This is a genomic window from Cupriavidus necator N-1 (assembly GCF_000219215.1).
GTDB classification, from domain to species: Bacteria; Pseudomonadota; Gammaproteobacteria; order Burkholderiales; family Burkholderiaceae; genus Cupriavidus; species Cupriavidus necator.
Genome location: NC_015726.1, coordinates 2583256 through 2605652 on the forward strand (window position 1 = coordinate 2583256; position 22397 = coordinate 2605652).

The 22397-nt window shown below is 65.1% G+C and carries 20 protein-coding genes; 2 read left to right on the forward strand and 18 right to left on the reverse strand.

Annotated elements, in window-relative coordinates; translation table 11 throughout:
• Nucleotides 1–99: 99 nt before the first annotated feature.
• The 18 genes from CNE_RS12175 to CNE_RS12255 all read right to left on the reverse strand — a co-directional run bounded on the left by CNE_RS12175 (nucleotide 100) and on the right by CNE_RS12255 (nucleotide 19866).
• Nucleotides 100–2958, reverse strand: coding sequence for a FimV/HubP family polar landmark protein (locus CNE_RS12175; RefSeq protein ID WP_013957412.1), 2859 nt, complete (start codon nucleotides 2956–2958; stop codon nucleotides 100–102).
• Between the two features lie 287 nt (nucleotides 2959–3245).
• Nucleotides 3246–4382 (reverse strand): aspartate-semialdehyde dehydrogenase, encoded by a 1137-nt coding sequence (asd, locus tag CNE_RS12180; protein ID WP_013957413.1) that lies wholly within the window; start codon nucleotides 4380–4382, stop codon nucleotides 3246–3248.
• Between the two features lie 90 nt (nucleotides 4383–4472).
• Nucleotides 4473–4604 carry a hypothetical protein gene (locus CNE_RS42720; RefSeq protein WP_013957414.1) on the reverse strand — a complete coding sequence of 44 codons (132 nt, stop codon included), beginning with the start codon at nucleotides 4602–4604 and terminating at the stop codon, nucleotides 4473–4475.
• A gap of 113 nt (nucleotides 4605–4717) precedes the next feature.
• Nucleotides 4718–5785 (reverse strand): 3-isopropylmalate dehydrogenase, encoded by a 1068-nt coding sequence (leuB, locus tag CNE_RS12185; RefSeq protein ID WP_013957415.1) that lies wholly within the window; start codon nucleotides 5783–5785, stop codon nucleotides 4718–4720.
• A 21-nt stretch (nucleotides 5786–5806) separates the two neighbouring features.
• The gene (leuD, locus tag CNE_RS12190; RefSeq protein ID WP_013957416.1) at nucleotides 5807–6457 is read right to left on the reverse strand and encodes a 3-isopropylmalate dehydratase small subunit; all 651 of its coding nucleotides are present in this window, start codon (nucleotides 6455–6457) and stop codon (nucleotides 5807–5809) included.
• Nucleotides 6458–6475: 18 nt separating this feature from the next.
• On the reverse strand, nucleotides 6476–7885 hold the full coding sequence (gene leuC, locus CNE_RS12195; RefSeq protein ID WP_013957417.1) for a 3-isopropylmalate dehydratase large subunit: 1410 nt from the start codon (nucleotides 7883–7885) through the stop codon (nucleotides 6476–6478).
• Between the two features lie 345 nt (nucleotides 7886–8230).
• Nucleotides 8231–8932 (reverse strand): ABC transporter ATP-binding protein, encoded by a 702-nt coding sequence (locus CNE_RS12200; protein ID WP_013957418.1) that lies wholly within the window; start codon nucleotides 8930–8932, stop codon nucleotides 8231–8233.
• Nucleotides 8932–9723, reverse strand: coding sequence for a high-affinity branched-chain amino acid ABC transporter ATP-binding protein LivG (gene livG / locus CNE_RS12205; protein WP_013957419.1), 792 nt, complete (start codon nucleotides 9721–9723; stop codon nucleotides 8932–8934). Before livG ends, CNE_RS12200 begins: the two co-directional genes overlap by 1 nt.
• Nucleotides 9720–11000, reverse strand: a complete 1281-nt coding sequence (locus CNE_RS12210; protein WP_013957420.1) for a high-affinity branched-chain amino acid ABC transporter permease LivM — start codon at nucleotides 10998–11000, stop codon at nucleotides 9720–9722. The genes livG and CNE_RS12210 overlap by 4 nt, the downstream gene beginning before the upstream one ends.
• A 14-nt stretch (nucleotides 11001–11014) precedes the next feature.
• Nucleotides 11015–11941, reverse strand: a complete 927-nt coding sequence (gene livH, locus CNE_RS12215; RefSeq protein WP_010814623.1) for a high-affinity branched-chain amino acid ABC transporter permease LivH — start codon at nucleotides 11939–11941, stop codon at nucleotides 11015–11017.
• A gap of 85 nt (nucleotides 11942–12026) precedes the next feature.
• A complete protein-coding gene (locus CNE_RS12220) occupies nucleotides 12027–13142 on the reverse strand; it encodes a branched-chain amino acid ABC transporter substrate-binding protein (protein WP_013957421.1) in 1116 nt (371 codons plus the stop codon).
• A gap of 525 nt (nucleotides 13143–13667) precedes the next feature.
• Nucleotides 13668–14969 carry a citrate synthase gene (gene gltA / locus CNE_RS12225; RefSeq protein WP_013957422.1) on the reverse strand — a complete coding sequence of 434 codons (1302 nt, stop codon included), beginning with the start codon at nucleotides 14967–14969 and terminating at the stop codon, nucleotides 13668–13670.
• Between the two features lie 43 nt (nucleotides 14970–15012).
• A complete protein-coding gene (locus tag CNE_RS12230) occupies nucleotides 15013–15300 on the reverse strand; it encodes an FAD assembly factor SdhE (protein ID WP_013957423.1) in 288 nt (95 codons plus the stop codon).
• Nucleotides 15301–15382: 82 nt separating this feature from the next.
• Nucleotides 15383–16084 (reverse strand): succinate dehydrogenase iron-sulfur subunit, encoded by a 702-nt coding sequence (locus CNE_RS12235; protein WP_011298473.1) that lies wholly within the window; start codon nucleotides 16082–16084, stop codon nucleotides 15383–15385.
• 34 nt (nucleotides 16085–16118) lie between these two features.
• Nucleotides 16119–17897 (reverse strand): succinate dehydrogenase flavoprotein subunit, encoded by a 1779-nt coding sequence (sdhA, locus tag CNE_RS12240; protein WP_013957424.1) that lies wholly within the window; start codon nucleotides 17895–17897, stop codon nucleotides 16119–16121.
• 3 nt (nucleotides 17898–17900) lie between these two features.
• Nucleotides 17901–18266 (reverse strand): succinate dehydrogenase, hydrophobic membrane anchor protein, encoded by a 366-nt coding sequence (gene sdhD, locus CNE_RS12245; protein ID WP_010814617.1) that lies wholly within the window; start codon nucleotides 18264–18266, stop codon nucleotides 17901–17903.
• An 11-nt stretch (nucleotides 18267–18277) separates the two neighbouring features.
• On the reverse strand, nucleotides 18278–18688 hold the full coding sequence (sdhC, locus tag CNE_RS12250) for a succinate dehydrogenase, cytochrome b556 subunit (protein WP_010814616.1): 411 nt from the start codon (nucleotides 18686–18688) through the stop codon (nucleotides 18278–18280).
• A 281-nt stretch (nucleotides 18689–18969) separates the two neighbouring features.
• Nucleotides 18970–19866, reverse strand: coding sequence for a GntR family transcriptional regulator (locus CNE_RS12255; protein ID WP_013957425.1), 897 nt, complete (start codon nucleotides 19864–19866; stop codon nucleotides 18970–18972).
• A 411-nt stretch (nucleotides 19867–20277) separates the two neighbouring features.
• On the opposite strand from CNE_RS12255, the gene CNE_RS12260 reads away from it, so the two are divergent.
• Both CNE_RS12260 and CNE_RS12265 read left to right on the forward strand, forming a co-directional pair.
• Entirely contained in the window at nucleotides 20278–21261 is a 984-nt protein-coding gene (locus CNE_RS12260) for a malate dehydrogenase (RefSeq protein WP_010814614.1), read from the forward strand.
• A gap of 132 nt (nucleotides 21262–21393) precedes the next feature.
• Complete coding sequence (locus CNE_RS12265) at nucleotides 21394–22374, forward strand: HpcH/HpaI aldolase/citrate lyase family protein (protein WP_013957426.1); 981 nt, start codon at nucleotides 21394–21396, stop codon at nucleotides 22372–22374.
• The last annotated feature ends 23 nt before the right edge of the window (nucleotides 22375–22397 follow it).

Here is a 22397-nt window from a genome sequence, read left to right on the forward strand (position 1 = left end):
CCAGGTCCGCCGAAAAAGCAAATGCGCCGGAAGGGACGCTTCCGGCGCATCGCTTCAGGCTGCGGCAGCGCGTGCCGCGGCCGGACCGTCAATGATAGCTCAGGCCACTTCCTGCAGCAGCGAACGGGCCTCCGCCTGCAGCGGGTCCTGCGACTGCTCGACCACTTCCTGCAGCAGTTCGCGCGCGCCTTCCTTGTCGCCGATCTCGATATAGGCACGAGCCAGGTCAAGCTTGATCTGCATGTCCCGCCCGCCGTCCACGCCGTCGACCGACAGCGTGCTCGGCGAACCCCCGTGCGTGAGGTCGCCGCCGGTTTCAGGCGCCACGCGCGACAGGTCGATCGGCTCGGCCAGCTTGCCGTCGCGCAGCATGGTGGTGGCGGGCAGCGGCATGGTGGCCTCGTCCAGCACATCCTTGCCGCGGGCGTCGGCTTGCGCGGCGCTGCCCAGGTCAAGCGACAGCCCCGACATGTCGAACTCCAGCGGACGGCTACGGGTCGGCGTGTCAAGGGTGGGCACGTCGTCGGCAAGCGGGTCGGCGCCGGTGCCAGGCAGGCCGAGATCCAGCCGCACCGGCTCGCCGGCGTCGTGCGCGTCAGCGCCAAATACCATCGCCGCGGAAGCAGGCGCAACGATCGGCTCGCCGGCCGCCGGGGCCGGGAAGGCATCCAGCGGCAGCGCCAGGTCACCCAGCGACGGCTCCAGCCGCGCGATCGAGGCCGGATTCTGCGACGGGTCCTGGGTGCGCCACTGGTCGGTTGCCGGCGATGTCGTATCCGGCCCCGCCGCTTCGGGCGTCACCGCCAGGAAGAGCGCGTTGCCCGGCTCGAGCGCGCGCCCCATTTCTGCTGCCTTCAGCCATTCCGCCCCGTGTCCGCCGGTCTGGGCGAACATTTCTTCTGCAATCACGCGGAAACCTTCCACATCCTGTCTGTTGCTGTAAATCTCCAGGAGCTTGAGCCGCACCGGCTGCTGCTCCGGGTTCTTCTCCAGAGCTTCGCGCAGGATTTCCTCCGCCTGCACATCGCGCCCATAGGCGATATAGACCTCGGCCTCGGCGATCGGGTCGACCTCGTTGGCTTCCGGCGTGTTGTTGCCGATGCGGAAGTCCGCGCCGAACACGCTGTGCTGCGAGGTGTCGACGCTCTGCCCCCCGGCCGTGCCGAACAGCGAATTGGCACCGGCCATCACCGTGCTTTCCTGCGACAGGATGCTGTCGCCGAAGCCGGTCGCCTCGCCCGCCTTCTGCTGCTGGCGGCGGCGATAGATCGCATAGACGCCCAGCAGCGCCACCAGCAGGCCACCGCCGGGCAGCAGCATGGGGTTGGCCAGCAGGCCATCGATGAACGACGGTTGGGGCACCGGCTCGGGCTGGGCCGCCAACACCGGCGGGCGCTTGGCCGCGGGGGCCGACGCGGCGGCTGCGGCCTGCGCTGCGCTGGCAGGGATGGCCGCAGCCGGCTGCGAGGCTGGGACGGCTGCCACGGCGGAGGCTGCCGCGGGCGCCACGGCGTCCGCGGCGCTGGCGCCGGCCGCTGCCGGGGCGCTGGCTGCGGTTGCTGCGGTTGCGGCAGCCGTCGCGGCGGCCGCAACCGGCGCGGGGGCCACGGCATCGGCCTTCGGCGGCTGGGCCGCCACCACGGTCGGCGCCGCCGCCGCGGCCTTGGCCGCGGCTTCAGCCTTTTCCTTCTCGGCCAGCACCGTCTGGTTGGCCTGGCTCAGCTTGGCGATCTCGGCGTTCTTCAGCTCGAGCAGCTTCTGCATGTCGCCGACGTTCTTTTCCAGCTGCGCCAGGCGGGCTTGCGCCTCCTTGAGCTCACGCTCGCGCGCGACGCCGGCTTCGGCCTTGGCCGCGGCGTCGGCCTGCGCGCCACGCGCGGCCTTGCTGAGCTTCAGTTCATCACGCGGGCCGTCGGTCGGGGCGGCCTGCTCCTGCACCCGGGCGGTCACGTTGCCGGACTGCTGGCGGCCGCTGTCGGGCTCGACCGACTTGGCCGCGGCAGCGCTGGCCAGCCGGCTGCGGTAGGCATTGAAGCCCTGCGTGCGCGCCACCACCTCGCGGCGGGCGGCCTTGGGTGCGACGGCCTGCGCCTGCTGCTGGGTCGGGACCTGCAGCACCGCGCCGCTGCGCAGCCGGTTCATGTTGCCGCCGATAAAGGCGTTGGGATTGTTGCGGTAGAGCGCCACCAGCATCTGGTCCAGCGAGACCGATTCCTGGCCTTGCACGGCTTCGCCGGCGATGGCGTATAGCGTGTCGCCGCGCTGCACGGTGTAGCCGCCGCCGGGCGCCATCTCGGTGCTGCCACTGGCGGCCTGCGCCGGTGCCCGCTTTGCGCTCTGGCGGGCCGGGCGCGCGGGCGCGGCTGGCTTGACTGCCTCGGCGGCCGCGGCGGGCGCAGCTACCTGGGCCGGCGCAGGCTGCGGCGCGGCGGCAGGTGCCGGTGCCGCTACGGGAGGCGCATCCGGCGTCGCCGCCTGCATCACCGTCGCCGGCGAGAAGGTCTGGTTCGAAGGCTTGGCCCCGGCAGGGTCAAGCAGGAAGGTATAGGCGCGCGAGACCTTGCCGCTGGCCCAGCTCATGTCGACCAGGATGTCGACAAAGGGCTCGCTGATCGGCTGGCTGGAGCGGACCCGGGCCACATAGCTGCCGTTCGGGCGGCGCTCCACCTCCAGCCGCAGGCTGCTGACAGCCGGCAGGTAGGTCAGCCCGGCCGCGGCATACGCCGCTGGCGACGCCAGCTTGACATTGAGCCCGGCGGCCTCTTCGGCACTGACCCCACTGATGTCGATCTCAGCCTGCAGCGGCTGCCCCAGATTCGACTGAACCCGCAATTGCCCGAACCCCGCGGCATATGCGGCCGGCTGCGCAAGCAGCAGGCCCAGTGCCGTGACGGCCAGCGTTGACCAGCGCTGACGGGCAGTAGGCGCATCTTTCCGGCGATGTTGGCTCACACTCACCTTGTGCTCCGTTATGTTTTAGTAGCGATATAAATCGACAAACCGACCCCATAAACCAGGTCCGCCCGGCTGGCGGGACATTCTGAACGGCCCCTTTGCCAGCCCGCGCGAGCGGCGCCGGCAACTGCCGGCGCGAGGCGCATGCCGGCGTATTGTGACGCATCGCCCGGGGAAATAGGCGCCCGGATACAACAACGCCGCGCATGGGCGCGGCGTTGTCGGCAAAGCGGTGCATTCTGTTGCCTGGCTGCAACGGACGCAACCAGGCAACAGGCGGGGGCCCCGGATCAGGACTCGATCAGGATACGCAGCATGCGGCGCAGCGGCTCGGCCGCGCCCCACAGCAGCTGGTCACCCACGGTGAAGGCCGACAGGTACTCGCCGCCCATCTGCATCTTGCGCAGGCGGCCGACCGGGATGGTCAGCGTGCCGGTCACGGCAGCGGGCGTCAGGTCGGTCATGCTGGCCTCACGCGTATTCGGCACCACCTTGGCCCACGGGTTGTGGGCGGCTAGCATGCCTTCGATCTCATCGAGCGGCACATCCTTGCGCAGCTTGATGGTCAGCGCCTGCGAGTGGCAGCGCATGGCGCCGATGCGCACGCACAGGCCGTCCACGGCGATCGGCGTGGCGCCGGTGGCACCCAGGAAGCCCTCGCCGCGGCCCAGGATCTTGTTGGTCTCGGCGCCGCCCTTCCATTCTTCCTTGGACTGGCCGTTGCCCAGGTCCTTGTCGATCCAGGGGATCAGGTTGCCGGCCAGCGGCACGCCGAACTGCTTGGTTTCTTCGGCGGACAGGCCATGCTGGGTCGCCAGGATGGTGCGGTCGATTTCCAGGATGGCCGAGGCCGGGTTGTCCAGCAGCGGCTTGACCGAGGCGTTCAGGGTGCCGAACTGGGTCAGCAGCTCGCGCATATGCTGCGCGCCGCCGCCCGATGCGGCCTGGTACGTCATCGAGGTCATCCACTCGATCAGGTCGGCCTCGAACAGGCCGCCCAGGCCCATCAGCATGCAGCTGACCGTGCAGTTGCCGCCGATGAAATTCTTCACGCCCTTGGACAGCGCGTCCTTGATCACGCCCTGGTTGACCGGATCCAGCACGATGATGGCATCGTCCTTCATGCGCAGCGAGGACGCCGCGTCGATCCAGTAGCCCTTCCAGCCGGCCGCGCGCAGCTTGGGGAAAACCTCGTTGGTGTAGTCGCCGCCCTGGGCAGTCACGACCACGTCGCACTTCTTCAGCGCTTCGATGTCATTGGCATCTTTCAGCGTGGTTTCGTTCTTCGCCATGGCGGGCGCCTTGCCGCCGGCATTGGACGTGCTGAAGAAGACGGGCTCGATATGGTCGAAATCACGCTCTTCCTGCATGCGCTGCATCAGGACGCTGCCGACCATTCCCCGCCAACCGACGAGACCTACAATCATGATTTACCTCGGATGTGATTTTTACTTCCCCGCCATTTTCCTCGCCCGGCGTGGCTGCGCGGGGAAGACGGGCAGGCACGACGAACGGATCTAGGCGATCGCGGTTTTAATAATGGTTTTAATCGTCGTTGCGGTCTGGCCGAGCGAAATCGTGCCGACCGGGCCGCGGGTAGCGGTCAGGGCAGCAACAGCAGTCAGGGTGGACTGGGAAAATCGGGCCATCGTCAGAGTCTACACGATTTTGCGGCGCTGCCGCAGCGTGCAGATACGGGAAATAAAGGGGACAAATCAGACAAAGGGGGCACTACGTGCGCACCGCCCCCTTCCGGTGTGACTTATAGTGCCGCCAGCACCGCGTCGCCCATCTCGCGGGTGCCGACCTGCTTGCAACCCGGCGTCAGGATGTCGCCGGTGCGGTAGCCCTGGGCCAGCACCTTCTTGACGGCGTTCTCGATGCGGTCGGCCTGCTCGGCGCGGTTCAGCGAGTAGCGCAGCATCATCGCCGCCGACAGGATGGTAGCCAGCGGATTGGCCACGCCCTTGCCGGCGATGTCCGGCGCCGAGCCGTGCGACGGCTCGTACAGGCCCTTGTTGTTGGCATCCAGCGACGCCGACGGCAGCATGCCGATGGAGCCGGTCAGCATGGCGGCCTCATCCGACAGGATGTCGCCGAACATATTGCCGGTGACGATCACGTCGAAGCTCTTGGGCGCCTTGACCAGCTGCATGGCCGCGTTGTCGACGTACATGTGCGACAGCTCGACCTCCGGGTACTCCTTGTGCACCTCGATCACGATGTCCTTCCAGAACTGGAAGGTCTCGAGCACGTTGGCCTTGTCGACGCTGCACAGCTTCTTGCCGCGCTTGGCCGCGGCCTGGAATGCCACGTGCGCGATGCGACGGATTTCCGGCTCGCTGTAACGCATGGTGTCGAAGCCTTCGCGCGCGCCCTTGAACAGGCCATCCGGCGCTTCGCGCACGCCGCGCGGCTGGCCGAAGTAGATGTCGCCGTTCAGTTCGCGCACGATCAGGATGTCCAGGCCGGCCACCAGCTCGGGCTTCAGGCTGGAGGCGCCGGTCAGTTCCGGATAGCAGATCGCCGGACGGAAATTGGCGAACAGCTGCAGGTGCTTGCGCAGGCCCAGGATGGCCTGCTCCGGACGCAGCGGGCGCTCCAGGCTGTCGTACTTCCAGTCGCCGACGGCGCCGAACAGGATGGCGTCGGCTTCCTTGGCCAGCTTCAGGGTGTTCTCCGGCAGCGGATGGCCTTCGGCCTCGTAGCCGGCGCCGCCCACCGGGGCGGTTTCCAGTTCGAACTTCTCGTCGAGCGCGTTCAGGACCTTGACGGCCTCCGCGATGATTTCAGGACCAATGCCGTCACCCGGCAGGACTGCGATCTTCATTGTTGTCTTTCCTCTTGAGTCTTATCCGACCAGGCGGTTGTTCAGCCACGGCATCTTCGCCACGCGCTCGGCCTCATAGGCCTTGATCTTGTCGGCGTGGCGCAGGGTCAGGCCGATATCGTCGAAGCCGTTCAGCATGCAGTACTTGCGGAAAGGGGCGATGTCGAACTCATACGCCTGGCCGCCCGTCGTCAGCACCACCTGCTTGTCCAGGTCGATGGTCAGCTTATAGCCGTTGAAGGCGTTGGTCTCGTTGAACAGGTGATCGACCTGCTGTTCGGTCAGCACCACCGGCAGCAGGCCGTTCTTGTAGCAGTTGTTGAAGAAGATGTCGGCAAAGCTGGGCGCGATCACGGCGCGGAAGCCGTATTGCGTCAGCGCCCACGGCGCATGCTCGCGCGAGCTGCCGCAGCCGAAGTTGCGGCGTGCCAGCAGGATCGATGCGCCTTGGTAGCGCGGCTGGTTCAGCACGAAGTCCGGGTTCAGCGGACGCTTGCTGTTGTCCATGCCAGGCTGGCCGACGTCCTTGTAGCGCCACTCGTCGAACAGGTTGGGGCCGAAGCCGGTGCGCTGGATCGACTTCAGGAACTGCTTCGGGATGATGGCGTCGGTGTCGACGTTTTCGCGGTCGAGCGGCGCCACGAGGCCGCTGTGTACGGTGAACTTGTCCATGTCTCTTTCCTTACTTCCTCAGCCCAGCTTGCGGATATCGACGAAATGGCCTTCGATGGCGGCGGCCGCTGCCATCGCCGGGCTCACCAGATGCGTGCGCCCGCCCGCGCCCTGGCGGCCTTCGAAGTTGCGGTTCGAAGTCGAGGCGCAACGCTCGCCCGGATCGAGGCGGTCGGCATTCATCGCCAGGCACATCGAGCAGCCCGGCTCGCGCCACTCAAAGCCGGCGGCCTTGAAGATCTTGTCCAGGCCTTCGCGCTCGGCCTGTTCCTTGACCAGGCCCGAACCCGGTACCACCATCGCCAGCTTCACGTTGGCAGCAACCTTGCGGCCCAGCTTCTGCACCACCCACGCAGCGGCGCGCATGTCTTCGATGCGGCTGTTGGTGCAGGAACCGATGAAGACCTTGTCGATATTGATGCTCTCGACCGGCACGTTGGGCTGCAGACCCATGTACTCCAGCGCGCGCTCCATCGCGTTGCGCTTGTTCGGGTCCTTTTCCTTCTCGGGATCCGGCACGCGGTCTTCGATGCTGATAACCATTTCCGGCGAGGTGCCCCAGGTCACCTGCGGACGGACGTCTTCAGCGCGCAGCTCGACCACCTGGTCGAACTTGGCACCGGCATCCGAATGCAGCGTGCGCCAGTAGGCCACGGCCTGCTCCCACTCCACGCCCTGCGGCGCGTAGGGGCGGCCCTTCACGTATTCGAGCGTGACGTCGTCCACCGCCACCAGGCCGGCGCGCGCACCGGCTTCGATAGCCATGTTGCAGACCGTCATGCGGCCTTCCATGGTCAGGTCGCGGATGGCCGAGCCGGCGAACTCGATGGTGTAGCCGGTGCCGCCCGCGGTGCCGATCTTGCCGATCACGGCCAGCACGATGTCCTTGGCGGTGCAGCCGCGCGGCAGCTTGCCTTCCACCTTGACCAGCATGTTCCTGGCCTTCTTGCCCAGCAGCGTCTGCGTGGCCAGCACGTGCTCCACTTCCGAGGTGCCGATGCCGTGCGCCAGCGCGCCGAAAGCGCCGTGCGTGCTGGTATGCGAGTCGCCGCACACCACCGTCATGCCCGGCAGCGTGGCGCCCTGCTCCGGCCCGATCACGTGCACGATGCCCTGGCGGTGGTCGTTCATCTTGAACTGGGTGATGCCAAAGCTGTCGCAGTTCGCGTCCAGCGTGTCGACCTGCAGCTTCGACACCGGATCGGCAATGCCCTGGCTGCGGTCGGTGGTCGGCACGTTGTGGTCCGACACGGCCAGGTTGGCGCTGATGCGCCATACCGGACGCTCCGCCAGCTTCAGCCCTTCGAACGCCTGCGGGCTAGTCACTTCATGCAGCAGGTGGCGGTCGATATAGAGCAGCGTGGTGCCGTCTTCCTCGACGTGGACGGTGTGGTCATCCCAGAGTTTGTCGTAGAGCGTCTTGGCCATGATGCGATGGCGGGCCGGAGGACCAACCCTTTGCAGGAGAAGTCCGCGGTGACCGCGCAGTAGTTTGCAGGGGTTTTTGTTCGCTTCGGTCGCGGTGGCGAACACGGGGGGCGATAGCGATGATCGCGCCGGAAGCCGCCTGAAGCGAGCGTTATTTCAAGCGTTGCGGCAATGCTTGACTTGGCAATCGATTATGCCACAGGGGGTGCGGCACTCAGCCCCCTGTCCGGCCCGGGCGGCGGCTGCGATGTAATGTGATTGGCGAAAGGGGGATTTCGCGGATGGCGAAAAGGAAAAGGCCGCCGCCCCGCCTGGGGAGGCGGCTGAGGCGGCGGCCTCTCAGGATCAGCCGCCCAGGTAGGCGGCCTTGATCCGGTCGTTGGCCAGCAGGTTGGCGCCGGTATCGGCCAGCACCACCTTGCCGGTTTCAAGCACATAGCCGCGGTCCGCCACCTGCAGCGCCTTGTTGGCGTTCTGCTCGACCAGGAACACAGTGACGCCTTCGTCACGAATGGTGCGGATGATGTCGAAGATCTGCGCGATGATCAGCGGCGCCAGCCCAAGCGTGGGCTCGTCCAGCAGCAGCAGGCGCGGCCGGCTCATCAGCGCGCGGCCGATCGCCAGCATCTGCTGCTCGCCGCCCGACATGGTGCCGGCGCGCTGGCTGGCGCGCTGGTTCAGGCGCGGGAACAGCTTGAAGACGTGTTCGATGCCCGCCTCGATCTCGTCGCGCCTGGCGAAAAAAGCGCCCATCTTCAGGTTCTCCAGCACCGTCAGGCTCGGAAACACGCGCCGGCCCTCGGGCGAGATCGCCATGCCCAGCCGCATGATCTCGTGTGTGGACCGGTTGGTGATGTCCTGCCCTTCGAACGTCACGCGCCCGCTGGACGCGCGCGGCGTGCCGCATACGGTCATCATCAGCGTCGTCTTGCCGGCGCCGTTGCTGCCGATCAGGGTGACGATCTCCCCCTTGTTGACTTCGATCGATACGCCCGACAGCGCCTCGACGGCGCCGTAGTGGGTATGGACCTGTTCCAGCTTCAGCATCAGTCCTCTCCCAGGTAGGCCTTGATCACGCGCGGGTCGTTGCGCACTTGCTCCGGCTTGCCAATCACGATCGGCTTGCCGTGCTCCATCACCAGGATGCGGTCGGACACGCCCATCACCAGGCTCATGTCGTGCTCGATCAGCAGCACCGAGATGCCGAACTCGCGCCGCAGCTGGTCGATCAGCTGCTGCAGCTCGATCTTCTCCTGCGGGTTCAGGCCGGCGGCGGGCTCGTCCAGCATCAGCAGGCGCGGCTTGGTGATCATGCAGCGCGCGATCTCCAGCCGGCGCTGGTGGCCGTACGACAGCGTGCCGGCCTCGCGGTTGGCGACCTTGGTCAGGCCCATGCGCTCCAGCCAGACCGCGGCGCGCTCCAGCGCCTCGCGCTCGGCGCGTCGGTAGGCCGGCGTGGCGAACAGGCCTCGCAGGATGCCGGACTGCACCTGCAGGTGCTGCGCGACCAGCAAGTTTTCCACCACTGTCAGCGACTTGAACAGGCGGATATTCTGGAAGGTCCGCACCAGGCCCTGGCGCGCCACCTTGTGGCTGGGCAGGCCGGCAATGTCGCGGCCGTCGAGCGTGACATCGCCCGCGGTCGGCTTGTAGAAGCCGCCCACGCAGTTGAACACCGTGGTCTTGCCGGCGCCGTTGGGGCCGATGATGGCGAAGACCTCATCCTTGCGAACATCGAAATCGATGCCATCGACGGCCAGCAAGCCGCCGAAGCGCATCTGCAGGCCGGAGACTTTCAGCAGCTCGGCTGCTTGCACCGCTTGTTGCACATTGGTCATCGCGGCAACTCCACGTGGGGACGGCTCGCGGGCAGCAGGCCCTGCGGACGCCACATCATCATCAGCACCATCACCAGGCCGAAGATCAGCATGCGGTATTCGGCAAAGCCGCGCGCCACTTCGGGCAGCACCGTCAGCAGGATCGCCGCCAGGATCACGCCCAGCTGCGAGCCCATGCCGCCCAGCACCACCACGGCGAGGATCAGCGCCGACTCGATAAAGGTGAACGATTCCGGATTGACCAGCCCCTGGCGCGCCGCGAAGAACGCGCCGCCGATGCCGGCGAACGATGCGCCCAGCGTGAACGCCGACAGCTTGATGCGGGTCGGGTTCATGCCCAGCGAACGGCACGCGATCTCGTCGTCACGCAGCGCTTCCCAGGCGCGGCCCATCGGCATGCGGATCAGGCGGCTGGTGACGAACAGCGTGAAGCCAACCAGCAGCAGCGCCAGCAGGTACAGGAAGATCACCATGTGCTGGCCGCTGTAGTCCAGGCCGATCAGGTCATGGAAAGTCCTGGTGCCCTCCACGCTCGCACTGCGCGCCATTTCGATGCCGAACACGGTCGGCTTCGGGATGCCCGAGACGCCGTCCGGGCCGCCGGTCAGGCTGGTCAGGTTGTTGGCCAGCAGGCGGATGATCTCGCCGAAGCCCAGCGTCACGATCGCCAGATAGTCTCCTCGCAACCGCAGCACCGGGAAGCCAAGGATAAAGCCGAAGGTCGCCGACATTGCCGCGGCGATCGGCAGGCATTCCCAGAAGCCCAGCCCGAAGTACTGGTTCAGCAGCGCATAGCTATAGCCGCCGATCGCGTAGAAGCCGACATAGCCCAGGTCGAGCAGGCCGGCATAGCCCACCACGATATTCAGGCCCAGCCCCAGGATCACGTAGATCAGCGCCAGCGTGGCCACGTCGACCGCGCCGCGCGAGCCAAAGAACGGCCACACCAGCCCGATCGCCAGCAGCACCCACACCGCCACGCGCTGCTGGCGCGCCCCGAGTTGCGGCACCGACGGCAGGCGCACGGCGCTGCCGGCACGCGACAGCAGCGGCTTGAACAACTGGAACAGGAACACCGCCGCCACGGCGATCCACACCGGCCGCCAGTGCGGCTCGAGCACGACCTTGTAGCCTTCCAGCTTGAGCTGCAGGCCCAGGATGGGAATGGTGAGGATGGCCGTCATCACGGCCGCGAAGATCGCGTTCTTCAGCGATTGCCCGGGTGCGGCCGCGCGGGCGGCTTGCCCCGCGGGCATCGCGCTAATTTTGTTGGTCATGGTCTCGTCCTCCCTCAGACCTTTTCGACATCAGGCTTGCCCAGCAGCCCGGTCGGACGGAACAGCAGCACCAGCACCAGCAGGCTGAACGCAACCACGTCTTTGTACTCGGCCGGCATATAGCCCGAGGCGAAGGTCTCCGCCAGGCCCAGCAGCACGCCGCCGAGCATCGCGCCCGGGATGCTGCCGATGCCGCCCAGCACCGCCGCGGTAAAGGCCTTGATGCCGGCGATAAAGCCGATAAAGGGATTGAGCTTGCCGATGGTCAGGCCGATCAGCACGCCGCCCACCGCCGCCAGCATCGCACCCAGCACGAAGGTGAAGGAAATCACCTTGTTGGTATCGATGCCCAGCAGGTTGGCCATGCGCATGTCTTCGGCGCAGGCGCGGCAGGCACGGCCCATGCGCGAACGGCCGATAAAGAGCGTCAGCGCGATCATCAGCACCAGCGTCACGCCGACGATCAGCAGGCGCGAGTACGGCACCGTCACGGTGAAGTCACTGCCCATCTGGAACTCGATGGCGCCCGAGATCAGCACCGGCACGGACACGTCGCGCGCGCCCTGCCCGATCTGGACATAGTTCTGCAGGAAGATCGACATGCCGATGGCCGAGATCAGCGGCACCAGCCGCGGTCCGCCCCGCAAGGGCCGGTATGCCACCCGCTCGACCGCATAGCCGTACACCCCGGTGACCAGCACCGAGACCAGCAAGGCGGCGCCCAGCACCAGCGGCAGGGGGTAGCCTGCCTGGGCGCCGATCGCGGTGAGCGTGACCAGGCCGACATAGGCACCGATCATGTAAATCTCGCCGTGCGCGAAATTGATCATGCCGATGATGCCGTAGACCATTGTGTAGCCGATGGCGATCAGTGCATAGATCGCACCCAGCGTCAGGCCATTGACCAGCTGCTGGGTGAACTGTGGAAGGAATTCATTCATTGGGGAAGCCTCAGGAACTTGAAGCCCGATACCAGAACGCCCCGCCCGGGGTCCGGGCGGGGCGTGTGCGTGGGAAAGCGCCGGCTTAGTTGGCGGCCGTCTTGCTGGCGTCCTTGTGCCAGGTGTAGACCACGAACTTGAAGGACTTCAGGTCGCCCTTGTCGTCGTACTCGACCTTGCCGATCGGGGTGGTGAAGGCGTTCTTGTGCATGTACGCCGCAACCTTGGCCGGGTCGGTGCTCTTGGCGCCGGCAATGGCGTCGCCAATGATCTTGACGGCGGCATAGGCCGGCATCTGGAACGGGCCGTTGGCGTCACGCTTCTTGTCGGCAAAGGCCTTCACCAGCGCGGCGTTGGCCGGATCGGCCGAGAAGTCGGCCGGCAGCGTCACCAGCATGCCCTCCGACGACGGGCCGGCAATCGCGGTCACGTCCTTGTTGCCCACGCCCTCGGGGCCCATGAAGGTGGCCTTGACGCCCTGCTCGCGCGCCTGGCGCAGCAGCAGCCCCATTTCCGGGTGGTAGCCGCCGAAGTAGACGAAGTCCACGCCCTGCGACTTGAGCTTGGTGATGACGGCGGAGTAATCCGAATCGCCGGCGTTGATGCCTTCGAACACGGCCACCGGGATCTTGGCGGCTTCCAGGTCCTTCTTCACCGAGCTGGCGATGCCCTGGCCGTACGACTGCTTGTCGTGCAGCACCGCAACCTTCTTCGGCTTGACCTTGCTAATGATGTACTGGGCAGCGGCCGGGCCCTGCTGGTCGTCGCGGCCGATGGTGCGGAAGATGAACTTGCGCTTCTTGGTCTCGGTCAGCTGCGGCGCGGTGGCTGACGGCGTCACCATGACGATGCCTTCGTTCTCGTAGATGTCCGAAGCCGGGATGGTCGAACCCGAGCAGACGTGGCCGATCACGTACTTGATGTTCTGGCTGACGATCTTGTTGGCAACCGCCACGGCCTGCTTCGGCTCGCAGGCGTCGTCCATCATCACCACTTCGAACTTGTTGCCGCCGGCGCCGCCAGCTGCGTTGATCTGTTCGATGGCGGTCAGCGCACCGGCCTTGACCATGTCGCCATACTGCGCCACCGAGCCACTCATCGGGCCGGCAATGGCGATCTTCACGGTTTCGGCGTTGGCAGCGACGCCAATGGTGGCCAGCATGGTGGCCAGCGAGATGGACGTAAGACGGGACAGCGTCATCAGGAGCTCCTCGATTTATGTTTGGGTCAACCGGGCAGAAACGGTTTGACCTGCGCAATCGAACAACACCCGCGGACTACGAATAAAGACGCCCGAGACGCGGAAGACGGGCCTGCAAGGGAGAGACAGCGTATGCGGGGCCCGGCATGTGTCAGTCCCGCTGGGGTGTCGGGACCAAGGTTCGGAAAGACAACGTTTGATGCGTTCTCTATTGCGCAAGCGATTCGCCTGCCCCGCTTGCCGCACCGCACGCCGGAAGGGTGGCCCGGCTGCCGTCGGCAAAGCAGCCCGCATTATAGGGTCAAATTTCCTGCCACAGGCGGAAATCGCACAACAAATGCGGAACTGAATTGACAGACTGAGACACAATTCTCCGCAAATTGCCGTTCTCACCACTTATCCGGCAATTTCCTGCTCCCTGCCCTGCTGCGACGCACAAGGCGCTCCGGCCCAGAAACACAAACGCCCCGGCGGGCCGGGGCGTTTGTGATTGCTGCATCGCGCAGCCGGATGAAAAGCCAGCGATCAGCGCTTGGCAACGTCCGGCACGTCGCGGGTAGCTGCGCCAACAAACAGCTGACGCGGACGACCGATCTTGTACTCCGGATCGGTAATCATTTCTTCCCACTGCGAGATCCAGCCCGGGGTACGGGCCAGCGCGAAGATGCAGGTGAACAGCGAGGTCGGGATACCCAGCGCGCGCTGGACGATGCCCGAGTAGAAGTCGACGTTCGGGTACAGCTTGCGGCTGACGAAGTACTCGTCTTCCAGGGCGATCTTTTCCAGTTCCATGGCCAGCTTGAACAGCGGGTCGTTGTGCAGGCCCAGTTCTTCCAGCACTTCATGGCAGGTTTCGCGCATCAGCTTGGCGCGCGGATCGTAGTTCTTGTACACGCGGTGGCCAAAGCCCATCAGGCGCACGCCCGAGTTCTTGTCCTTGACCTGCTTGATGAACTCGTTGATGTTGTCGACGCTGCCGATTTCTTCCAGCATCTTCAGCGCGGCTTCGTTTGCGCCGCCGTGGGCCGGGCCCCACAGGCAGGCCACGCCGGCGGCGATGGCTGCGAACGGGTTGGTGCCCGACGAACCGGCCAGGCGCACGGTCGAGGTCGAGGCATTCTGCTCGTGGTCGGCGTGCAGGATGAAGATGCGGTCCAGCGCACGCTCCAGCACCGGGTTCACGGTGTACGGGGCGCACGGCGTGCCGAACAGCATGCGCAGGAAGTTGCCCGAGTAGGACAGGTCGTTCTGCGGATAGATGTACGGCTGGCCGATGTTGTACTTGTACGCCATGGCGACCATGGTCGGCATCTTGGCGATCAGGCGGATGGCCGAGATCTCGCGCTGGTGCGGATCATCGATGTCCATCGCGTCGTGGTAGAACGCGCTCATGGCACCCACCAGGCCCGTCAGCACGGCCATCGGATGGGCATCGCGGCGGAAACCGCGCATGAAGAACTGCAGCTGCTCATGAACCATGGTGTGGTTCATGACGTGGCCGGTGAATTCATCCTTCTGCTTGGCGTTGGGCAGCTCGCCCTTGAGCAGCAGGTAGCAGACTTCGAGGTGGTTGCACTTCTGCGCCAGCTGCTCGATCGGGTAGCCGCGGTACAGCAGCTCGCCCTTGTCACCGTCGATATAGGTGATCTTGGAATTGCACGAAGCCGTCGACATGAAACCGGGGTCGTAAGTGAACTTACCGGTCTGTCCGTACAGCTTGCGAATGTCGATTACATCCGGGCCAACGGTACCCGTGTAAATCGGCAGCTCAACGCTGGGGGAACCATCGGAGAACGATAGCGTGGCTTTCACATCGGACGGCGTCATGTCGGATCCTTCAAATGCTGTGAATAATAATGTTGACCAAAACTCAGACCGTACGCAGCAGGGTGATCACTCGCTGCATCGGGGGCGTGTCGAGCTCACCGTCCAGTTCCTTGCGCGCAAGGAGCAGGTCCATCAACTCGTTGTCGCTGAGTTCGAACAGCACGCTCAGCGAAGCCACGTCCTCGTCGGACAGGCTCTCCTCGTAACGGTTGAAAAAACGTTCGACGATGATGTCGTTCTCCAGAAGGCCGCGGCGGGCGCGCCAGCGCAGGCGGGCGCGCTTGTGCGGATCGGCCTGATGGGAGAAAGTGGTGGCAGGACTCTCAGTCATGGCTTCCTACTTCCGGCACGCCAACCCGATATAGCCGCTCGGGCTGACGTGCCGCTTACAACTACTGCAGACAGCCGCAGGATCAGACCGCGCGGCGGACCATCAGCTCCTTGATCTTGCCGATGGCCTTGGTCGGGTTCAGACCCTTCGGGCACACATCGACGCAGTTCATGATGCTGTGGCAACGGAACAGGCGGTACGGGTCGTTCAGGTTGTCCAGACGCTCGCTGGTGGCCTGGTCGCGGCTGTCCGCGATGAAGCGGTAAGCCTGCAGCAGGCCGGCGGGGCCGACGAACTTGTCCGGATTCCACCAGAACGACGGGCACGACGTCGAGCAGCTGGCGCAGAGAATGCACTCGTACAGGCCGTCCAGCTCGTCACGCTCTTCCGGCGACTGCAGGCGCTCTTTCTCGGGCGGCGGCTCGTCGTTGATCAGGAACGGCTTGATCGAGTTGTACTGCTTGAAGAAGTTCGTCATGTCGACGATCAGGTCGCGCACCACCGGCAGGCCGGGCAGCGGACGCAGCACGATGCGGTCCGGCAGCTCGCGCATATTGGTCAGGCAGGCCAGGCCGTTCTTGCCGTTGATGTTCATCGCGTCCGAGCCGCACACGCCTTCGCGGCACGAACGGCGGAACGAGATGGTCTCGTCCAGCTTCTTCAGCTTGACCAGCGCGTCCAGCAGCATGCGCTCGTGACCGTCCAGCTCGACCTCGTAGGTCTGCATGCGCGGTGCCGCATCCTTGTCCGGATCGTAGCGGTAGACTTCGAAAATACGCTTCATTTCTGTGGGTCCTGTTATCTCTACGATGCGGTGCTCAGAAGGTACGGGCCTTCGGCGGCACGCTTTCCACCGTCAGCGGTTCCATCTTCACCGGCTTGTAGTCGAGGCGGTTGCCTTCGCTGTAGAACAGCGTGTGCTTGAGCCAGTTCTGGTCATCGCGATTCGGGAAGTCGCTGTGCGCGTGGGCACCGCGCGATTCCTTGCGAGCCGCCGCCGAGATCATGGTGGCCTTGGCCACTTCCACCAGGTTGGCCACTTCCAGGGCTTCCACCAGCGCGGTGTTGAAGACCTTGGACTTGTCCTTCAGGTGGATGTTGTTGGCGCGCTCGGAGACTTCCAGGATGCGCTCGACGCCTTCGTCCATCAGCTTCTGCGTACGGAACACGCCCGCATGCGACTGCATGTTCTTGCGAATGTCGTTGGCCACGTCCTGGGTGTATTCGCCCGAGGTCGTCCCTTGCAGCTTGGCCAGGCGCGACATCGCGAGGTCGGCGGCATCGGCCGGCAGCGGCTTGTGTTCCTTCTGCTTCAGGTTCTGCGCAATGATGTGGTTGCCGGCGGCGCGGCCGAACACCACCAGGTCGAGCAGCGAGTTGGTGCCCAGGCGGTTGGCGCCGTGCACCGACACGCACGAGCATTCGCCGATCGCGTAGAAACCGTTCAGGACTTCGTTCGGGTTGCCGTTCTTCGGCACCACGACCTGGCCGTGATAGTTGGTCGGGATACCGCCCATCTGGTAGTGGATGGTCGGGACCACCGGGATCGGTTCCTTGATCGCGTCGACGTTGGCGAACTTCATGCCGATTTCGCGGATCGACGGCAGGCGCTTCATGATAGTCTCGGCACCGACGTGGGTCAGGTCGAGCAGCACGTAGTCGCCGTTCGGGCCGCAGCCGCGGCCTTCCTTGATTTCCTGGTCCATCGAGCGCGAGACGAAGTCACGCGGCGCCAGGTCCTTCAGCGTCGGGGCATAGCGCTCCATGAAGCGCTCGCCGTCCTTGTTGCGCAGGATACCGCCTTCGCCGCGCACGCCTTCGGTGATCAGCACGCCCGCGCCGGCCACGCCGGTCGGGTGGAACTGCCAGAATTCCATGTCTTCCAGCGGCACGCCTGCGCGCGCTGCCATGCCCAGGCCGTCACCGGTGTTGATGAAGGCGTTGGTGGAAGCGGCGTAGATGCGGCCGGCACCGCCGGTCGCGAACAGCGTGGTCTTGGCCTCGAGGATGTAGACCTCGCCGGTTTCCATTTCCAGCGCGGTCACGCCCAGCACGTCGCCGTCCTGGTCGCGGATCAGGTCCAGCGCCATCCACTCGACGAAGAAGTGGGTCTTGGCGCGCACGTTGCGCTGGTACAGCGTGTGCAGCAGTGCGTGGCCGGTACGGTCAGCCGCGGCGCAGGCGCGCTGCACCGGCTTTTCACCGTAGTTGGCGGTGTGGCCGCCGAACGGACGCTGGTAGATGGTGCCGTCGGGGTTGCGGTCGAACGGCATGCCGAAGTGTTCGAGCTCGTACACGACCTTCGGGGCTTCACGGCACATGAACTCGATGGCGTCCTGGTCACCCAGCCAGTCCGAGCCCTTGATGGTGTCGTAGAAGTGGTAGTGCCAGTTGTCTTCGCTCATGTTCCCCAGCGAAGCGCCGATGCCGCCCTGTGCCGCCACCGTGTGCGAGCGCGTCGGGAACACCTTGGACAGCACGGCCACGTTCAGGCCGGCTTCCGCGAGCTGGAGGGATGCGCGCATCCCGGCGCCGCCAGCACCGACGATGACCACGTCGAAACGGCGACGCGGCAATCCAGTCTTGACTGCGACCATTTATTACACCCTCCAGAGAATCTGAGCAGCGTAGCCCGCGCAACCGACGAGCCACAGAATCGTAAGAACTTGCAGCACGAGGCGCACGGCCATCGGACGCACATAGTCCATCCAGATGTCGCGCACGCCAATCCAGGCGTGATACAGCAGCGACAGGATGGTCAGGAACGTGATGATCTTCATCCACTGGTTGGAGAAGAGCCCTGCCCACGCTTCATACGAAGCGCCGTTCGACAGCAGGAAGGCAATGGCCAGGACCACGGTGAAGACCACCATGATCACGGCCGTGACGCGCTGCGCCAGCCAGTCTTTCAGGCCGTAGTGCGCACCGACGACAAGACGCTTGGGACCGATATTATTGTTTGCCACCTTGATTCTCCTCAGAACAGGCCGAACAGCTTCAGGCCGAAAATCAGGGTAAGCAGCAGGCTCACAACCAGCACGCCGATGGCAGACTTGGCCGAGGCCGGCTTGGAAACGCCGACGTGCACGTCCAGCAGCAGGAAACGGATACCCGCGCAGAAGTGATGCAGATAACCCCAGATCAGGACCAGCAGAACCAGCTTGACGAAGCCGCCGGACAGAAGCGCCGAGAACTTTGCGAAGCTCAGTTCCGAAGTGATGCTCTGCTCAAACAGATACAGGACGAAGGGAAGGAGGAGGAACATCAACGCACCGCTCACGCGATGCAGGATGGATACCTTGCCGGCCCAGGGCAACCGGTAGCGCGCAATTTGCGCGATACCGATATTCCGGTACTCCGGCCTGGCTTGTTTGACGGCTTCAGCCATGCGAGACCCCATTTTGCGGTAAACAAAAAACGAAACTGCCATTGCCCTGCATGCAACGGGATGCATTAGGGCAAATCCATGAGATTTTAGCGCCTTTGTTGCGCGCTGCACCAATAATTTTCAGCTATCAGGCACCAACACGTACCGCCCGACAATCGCACACTAATCACATCCGCCGGCAATCAGGCGCAACCTTCACCCGCGCTGCGCAACAGCCCGCACCGTCATGACGAAAGCCACAATAATCAACGCCAGCGGGCGCATCATGCCATGCGCCGGCGTCAGCTCAGGTCGTTCTGGTAATAGTGCCGCGTAGTCACATACAGGCCGCGGCGCACTTCGACGGGGCGGTCGCCATAGGTGTACGACACCCGCTCGACTGACAGCAGCGGCGAGCCTACCGGGACAGACAGCAACTCGGCCGCCGTTTCATCGGCGGGCACGGCGCGGATCTTCTCCGAGGCGCGGATCATGCGCGTGCCGAACTCGGCCTCGAACAATGCATACATGGGGCCCTTCCACTCGGTCAGCTTTTCAGCGGTGAGGCCCTTGAAGTTGGCGCCGAGCAGCCAGATTTCGTCCAGCACGGTCGACTCGCCCGAGAAATTCAGCACGCGGCGGATTTGCACCACGCTGTCGCCGGTGCGGATGTCGAGCAGCCGGGCAATTTCGGCGGGGGCGCGCAGGCGCTTGCATTCCAGCACGCGGCTGGCGCCATAATGGGGTTCGCCTTCGTCGGGGACGAGGCGCAGGAAGCGGAACTTGACCACGTCTTCATGGTGCGTGGTCACGAAGGTGCCCTTGCCCTGCCGGCGCGCCACCAGGTTCTCGGCGGCGAGTTCGTCGATGGCCTTGCGCACCGTGCCCTGGCTGACCTTGTAGCGGGAGGCCAGCTCCATTTCGCTGGGGATCATCTCGCCGGGCTTCCATTCGCCGGATTGCAGGCTGCGCGTGATCAGCGCCTTGATCTGCTGGTAGAGCGGGCTGAAGGTAGGCGACGGCACGGACTGCAGACCAGAGGTGGGGCCAGATTGCGGGGCCGCGTGCGGCACAGGCGCGGGCGGCACAGGCGCGGGCGGCGAAGAAGGCGGCTGCGTCCCGGCGCCAGGCGTGGCGGCGCCAGATTCCGGCGCGCCGGGTGCGGCTGCGCCGGTCAGGGACGTAGGCAGGGAGGACATAGCGGGATTTCACCACAAAAGGGCAAGATACGTCCAGCCTTACGTTAATTGTCTTATGTCTTATATAAGACATATGAATTGACATCGTGAGAGGCCCGACCTACACTCGCGCTGGTCCACGCCCGCGATGGCCCTCCCAGGCGCGCCAGCAGCAGCCAGGATACCGGACGGCAGTGCTCCGGTCTGGAAATGGCGCCTCGCTTCGCAGTAGACTAACGCTTTGTTGCATCACCATGACCCGTTGTGGCTCTCCTCACCGGTTCCGCCCCGTGGCCCCGCCACCTGGCTCCGGCGGACGGCCGCTCCCCGCTGTGGCGACAACCAGCACCCGGTGACCCCGCCGCGCCCCTTGTTACGGCAACGGCATGCCACCGACCGGCTTCCCCCCTTCTATCGTTTGGAGATTTACTCATGGCTAAAGCCCCAATGCGCGTCGCAGTGACCGGCGCCGCTGGCCAGATCGGCTACTCCCTGCTGTTCCGCATCGCCAATGGCGACATGCTGGGCAAAGACCAGCCGGTCATCCTCCAACTGCTCGACCTCCCGCAAGCCCAGCAAGCCGTCAAGGGCGTGGTGATGGAACTGGAAGACTGCGCATTCCCGCTGCTGGCCGGCGTGGTCATCACCGACGACCCCAAGGTTGCCTTCAAGGACGCCGACGTGGCCCTGCTGGTTGGCGCCCGTCCGCGCAGCAAGGGCATGGAGCGCAAGGACCTGCTCGAAGCCAATGCCCAGATCTTCACGGTGCAGGGCAAGGCGCTGGACGAAGTCGCCAGCCGCAACGTCAAGGTGCTGGTGGTCGGCAACCCGGCCAACACCAACGCCTACATCGCCATGAAGTCGGCCCCGAACCTGCCGCGCGAGAACTTTACCGCGATGCTGCGCCTGGACCACAACCGTGCCCTGTCGCAAATCGCCGCCAAGACCGGCAAGCCGGTGTCGTCGATCGAGAAGCTGTTCGTGTGGGGCAACCACAGCCCGACCATGTACGCCGACTACCGCTATGCCACCGTCGACGGCAAGAGCGTCAAGGATCTGATCAACGACCCGGTGTGGAACAACGACGTGTTCCTGCCGACCGTCGGCAAGCGCGGCGCCGCCATCATCGAAGCGCGTGGCCTGTCGTCGGCTGCTTCGGCCGCCAACGCTGCCATCGACCACGTGCGCGACTGGGTGCTGGGCACCAACGGCAAGGTCGTCACCATGGGCATCCCGTCGAACGGTGAGTACGGCATCCCGGCCGACACCATGTTCGGCTACCCGGTGACCACCGCCAACGGCAAGTACGAGATCGTCAAGGGTCTGGAGATCGACGCCTACAGCCAGGAAAAGATCAATATCACCCTGAACGAACTGGAAGAAGAAAAGGCCGGCGTGCAGCACCTGCTGGGCTGATCCTCCGATCGCTCGAGGAAAGACCGGGGTTCCGCAACGATTCACGAATCAGCGCGGACCCCGGTTTTTTAATATCCAGGGGCTACGATGGCCCCTGCTCTCCCCCGTCAACCCAAATCTATCCGAATCAACGTGCATCCTTCCGAGGTCTTGTTCCAGGGCGAAGCCATCCCGGTCCAGTTGCCGGTGTGTGACCACTACGCGGGCAGCGAAAAGCTGATGCGCAAATCGCTTGCCCTGCAACAAGAGCTTGGCCCGGTCTTCGACATCACCTTCGACTGCGAGGACGGCGCCGCCGTCGGCCGTGAGCGCGAGCATGCCGAGCTGTGCGCGCAGCTGGTCAACAGCCCGCTCAATGCCCACAACCGCGTCGGCGTGCGCATCCATGACCCGGCCCACCCGAGCTGGCGCGAAGACGTCGACGTGCTGGTGCGTGCCGCCGGCGCGCGCCTGGCCTATGTGGTGGTGCCCAAGGTCACCGACGTGGTCGAGGTCGCGCGCGTGACCGATCACGTCAACCAGGTGGCGCGCAATGCCGGCATCGCCCGGCATATCCCGATCCATGTGCTGGTCGAGACCCACGCCGCGCTGGAACAGGCCTTCGATATTGCCGCGCTGGTGCAGGTGGAATGCCTGAGCTTCGGCCTGATGGACTTTGTCTCGGCCCATCATGGCGCCATCCCGGGCGAAGCCATGCGCTCGCCGCAGCAGTTCGAACACCCGCTGATCCGCCGCGCCATGCTGGAGATTTCCGCCGCCTGCCACCGCCACGGCAAGGTGCCGTCGCACAACGTCAGCACCGACGTGCAGGCACCGCAGCGCGCCGGCGACGATGCGCTGCGCGCGCGCAGCGAGTTCGGCTACCTGCGCAAGTGGAGCATCCATCCGGAACAGATCGCACCGATCGTGGCGGCGTTCCGCCCGGGCGCCGACGAAATCGGCGCGGCCAGCCAGATCCTGCTGGCGGCGCACGAGAACAACTGGGCCCCGATCCGCCACGACGGCCAGTTGCACGACCGCGCCAGCTACCGCTACTACTGGTCGCTGCTGCAGCGCGCGCAGGCCACCGGCACGCCGCTGCCGGCCAATGTGGAAGCGCTGTTCTTCGCCTGAAGCGATACCCATACCAAAAACCA

What these genes read in the sequence shown, in the direction of transcription:
- asd (WP_013957413.1), bottom strand. Translation starts at nt 4,382, where the DNA reads ATGATTGTAGGTCTCGTCGGTTGGCGGGGAATGGTCGGCAGCGTCCTG.
- CNE_RS42720 (WP_013957414.1), bottom strand. Translation starts at nt 4,604, where the DNA reads ATGGCCCGATTTTCCCAGTCCACCCTGACTGCTGTTGCTGCCCTGACC.
- leuB (WP_013957415.1), bottom strand. Translation starts at nt 5,785, where the DNA reads ATGAAGATCGCAGTCCTGCCGGGTGACGGCATTGGTCCTGAAATCATC.
- leuD (WP_013957416.1), bottom strand. Translation starts at nt 6,457, where the DNA reads ATGGACAAGTTCACCGTACACAGCGGCCTCGTGGCGCCGCTCGACCGC.
- leuC (WP_013957417.1), bottom strand. Translation starts at nt 7,885, where the DNA reads ATGGCCAAGACGCTCTACGACAAACTCTGGGATGACCACACCGTCCAC.
- CNE_RS12200 (WP_013957418.1), bottom strand. Translation starts at nt 8,932, where the DNA reads ATGCTGAAGCTGGAACAGGTCCATACCCACTACGGCGCCGTCGAGGCG.
- livG (WP_013957419.1), bottom strand. Translation starts at nt 9,723, where the DNA reads ATGACCAATGTGCAACAAGCGGTGCAAGCAGCCGAGCTGCTGAAAGTC.
- CNE_RS12210 (WP_013957420.1), bottom strand. Translation starts at nt 11,000, where the DNA reads ATGACCAACAAAATTAGCGCGATGCCCGCGGGGCAAGCCGCCCGCGCG.
- livH (WP_010814623.1), bottom strand. Translation starts at nt 11,941, where the DNA reads ATGAATGAATTCCTTCCACAGTTCACCCAGCAGCTGGTCAATGGCCTG.
- CNE_RS12220 (WP_013957421.1), bottom strand. Translation starts at nt 13,142, where the DNA reads ATGACGCTGTCCCGTCTTACGTCCATCTCGCTGGCCACCATGCTGGCC.
- gltA (WP_013957422.1), bottom strand. Translation starts at nt 14,969, where the DNA reads ATGACGCCGTCCGATGTGAAAGCCACGCTATCGTTCTCCGATGGTTCC.
- CNE_RS12230 (WP_013957423.1), bottom strand. Translation starts at nt 15,300, where the DNA reads ATGACTGAGAGTCCTGCCACCACTTTCTCCCATCAGGCCGATCCGCAC.
- CNE_RS12235 (WP_011298473.1), bottom strand. Translation starts at nt 16,084, where the DNA reads ATGAAGCGTATTTTCGAAGTCTACCGCTACGATCCGGACAAGGATGCG.
- sdhA (WP_013957424.1), bottom strand. Translation starts at nt 17,897, where the DNA reads ATGGTCGCAGTCAAGACTGGATTGCCGCGTCGCCGTTTCGACGTGGTC.
- sdhC (WP_010814616.1), bottom strand. Translation starts at nt 18,688, where the DNA reads ATGGCTGAAGCCGTCAAACAAGCCAGGCCGGAGTACCGGAATATCGGT.
- CNE_RS12255 (WP_013957425.1), bottom strand. Translation starts at nt 19,866, where the DNA reads ATGTCCTCCCTGCCTACGTCCCTGACCGGCGCAGCCGCACCCGGCGCG.
- CNE_RS12260 (WP_010814614.1), top strand. Translation starts at nt 20,278, where the DNA reads ATGGCTAAAGCCCCAATGCGCGTCGCAGTGACCGGCGCCGCTGGCCAG.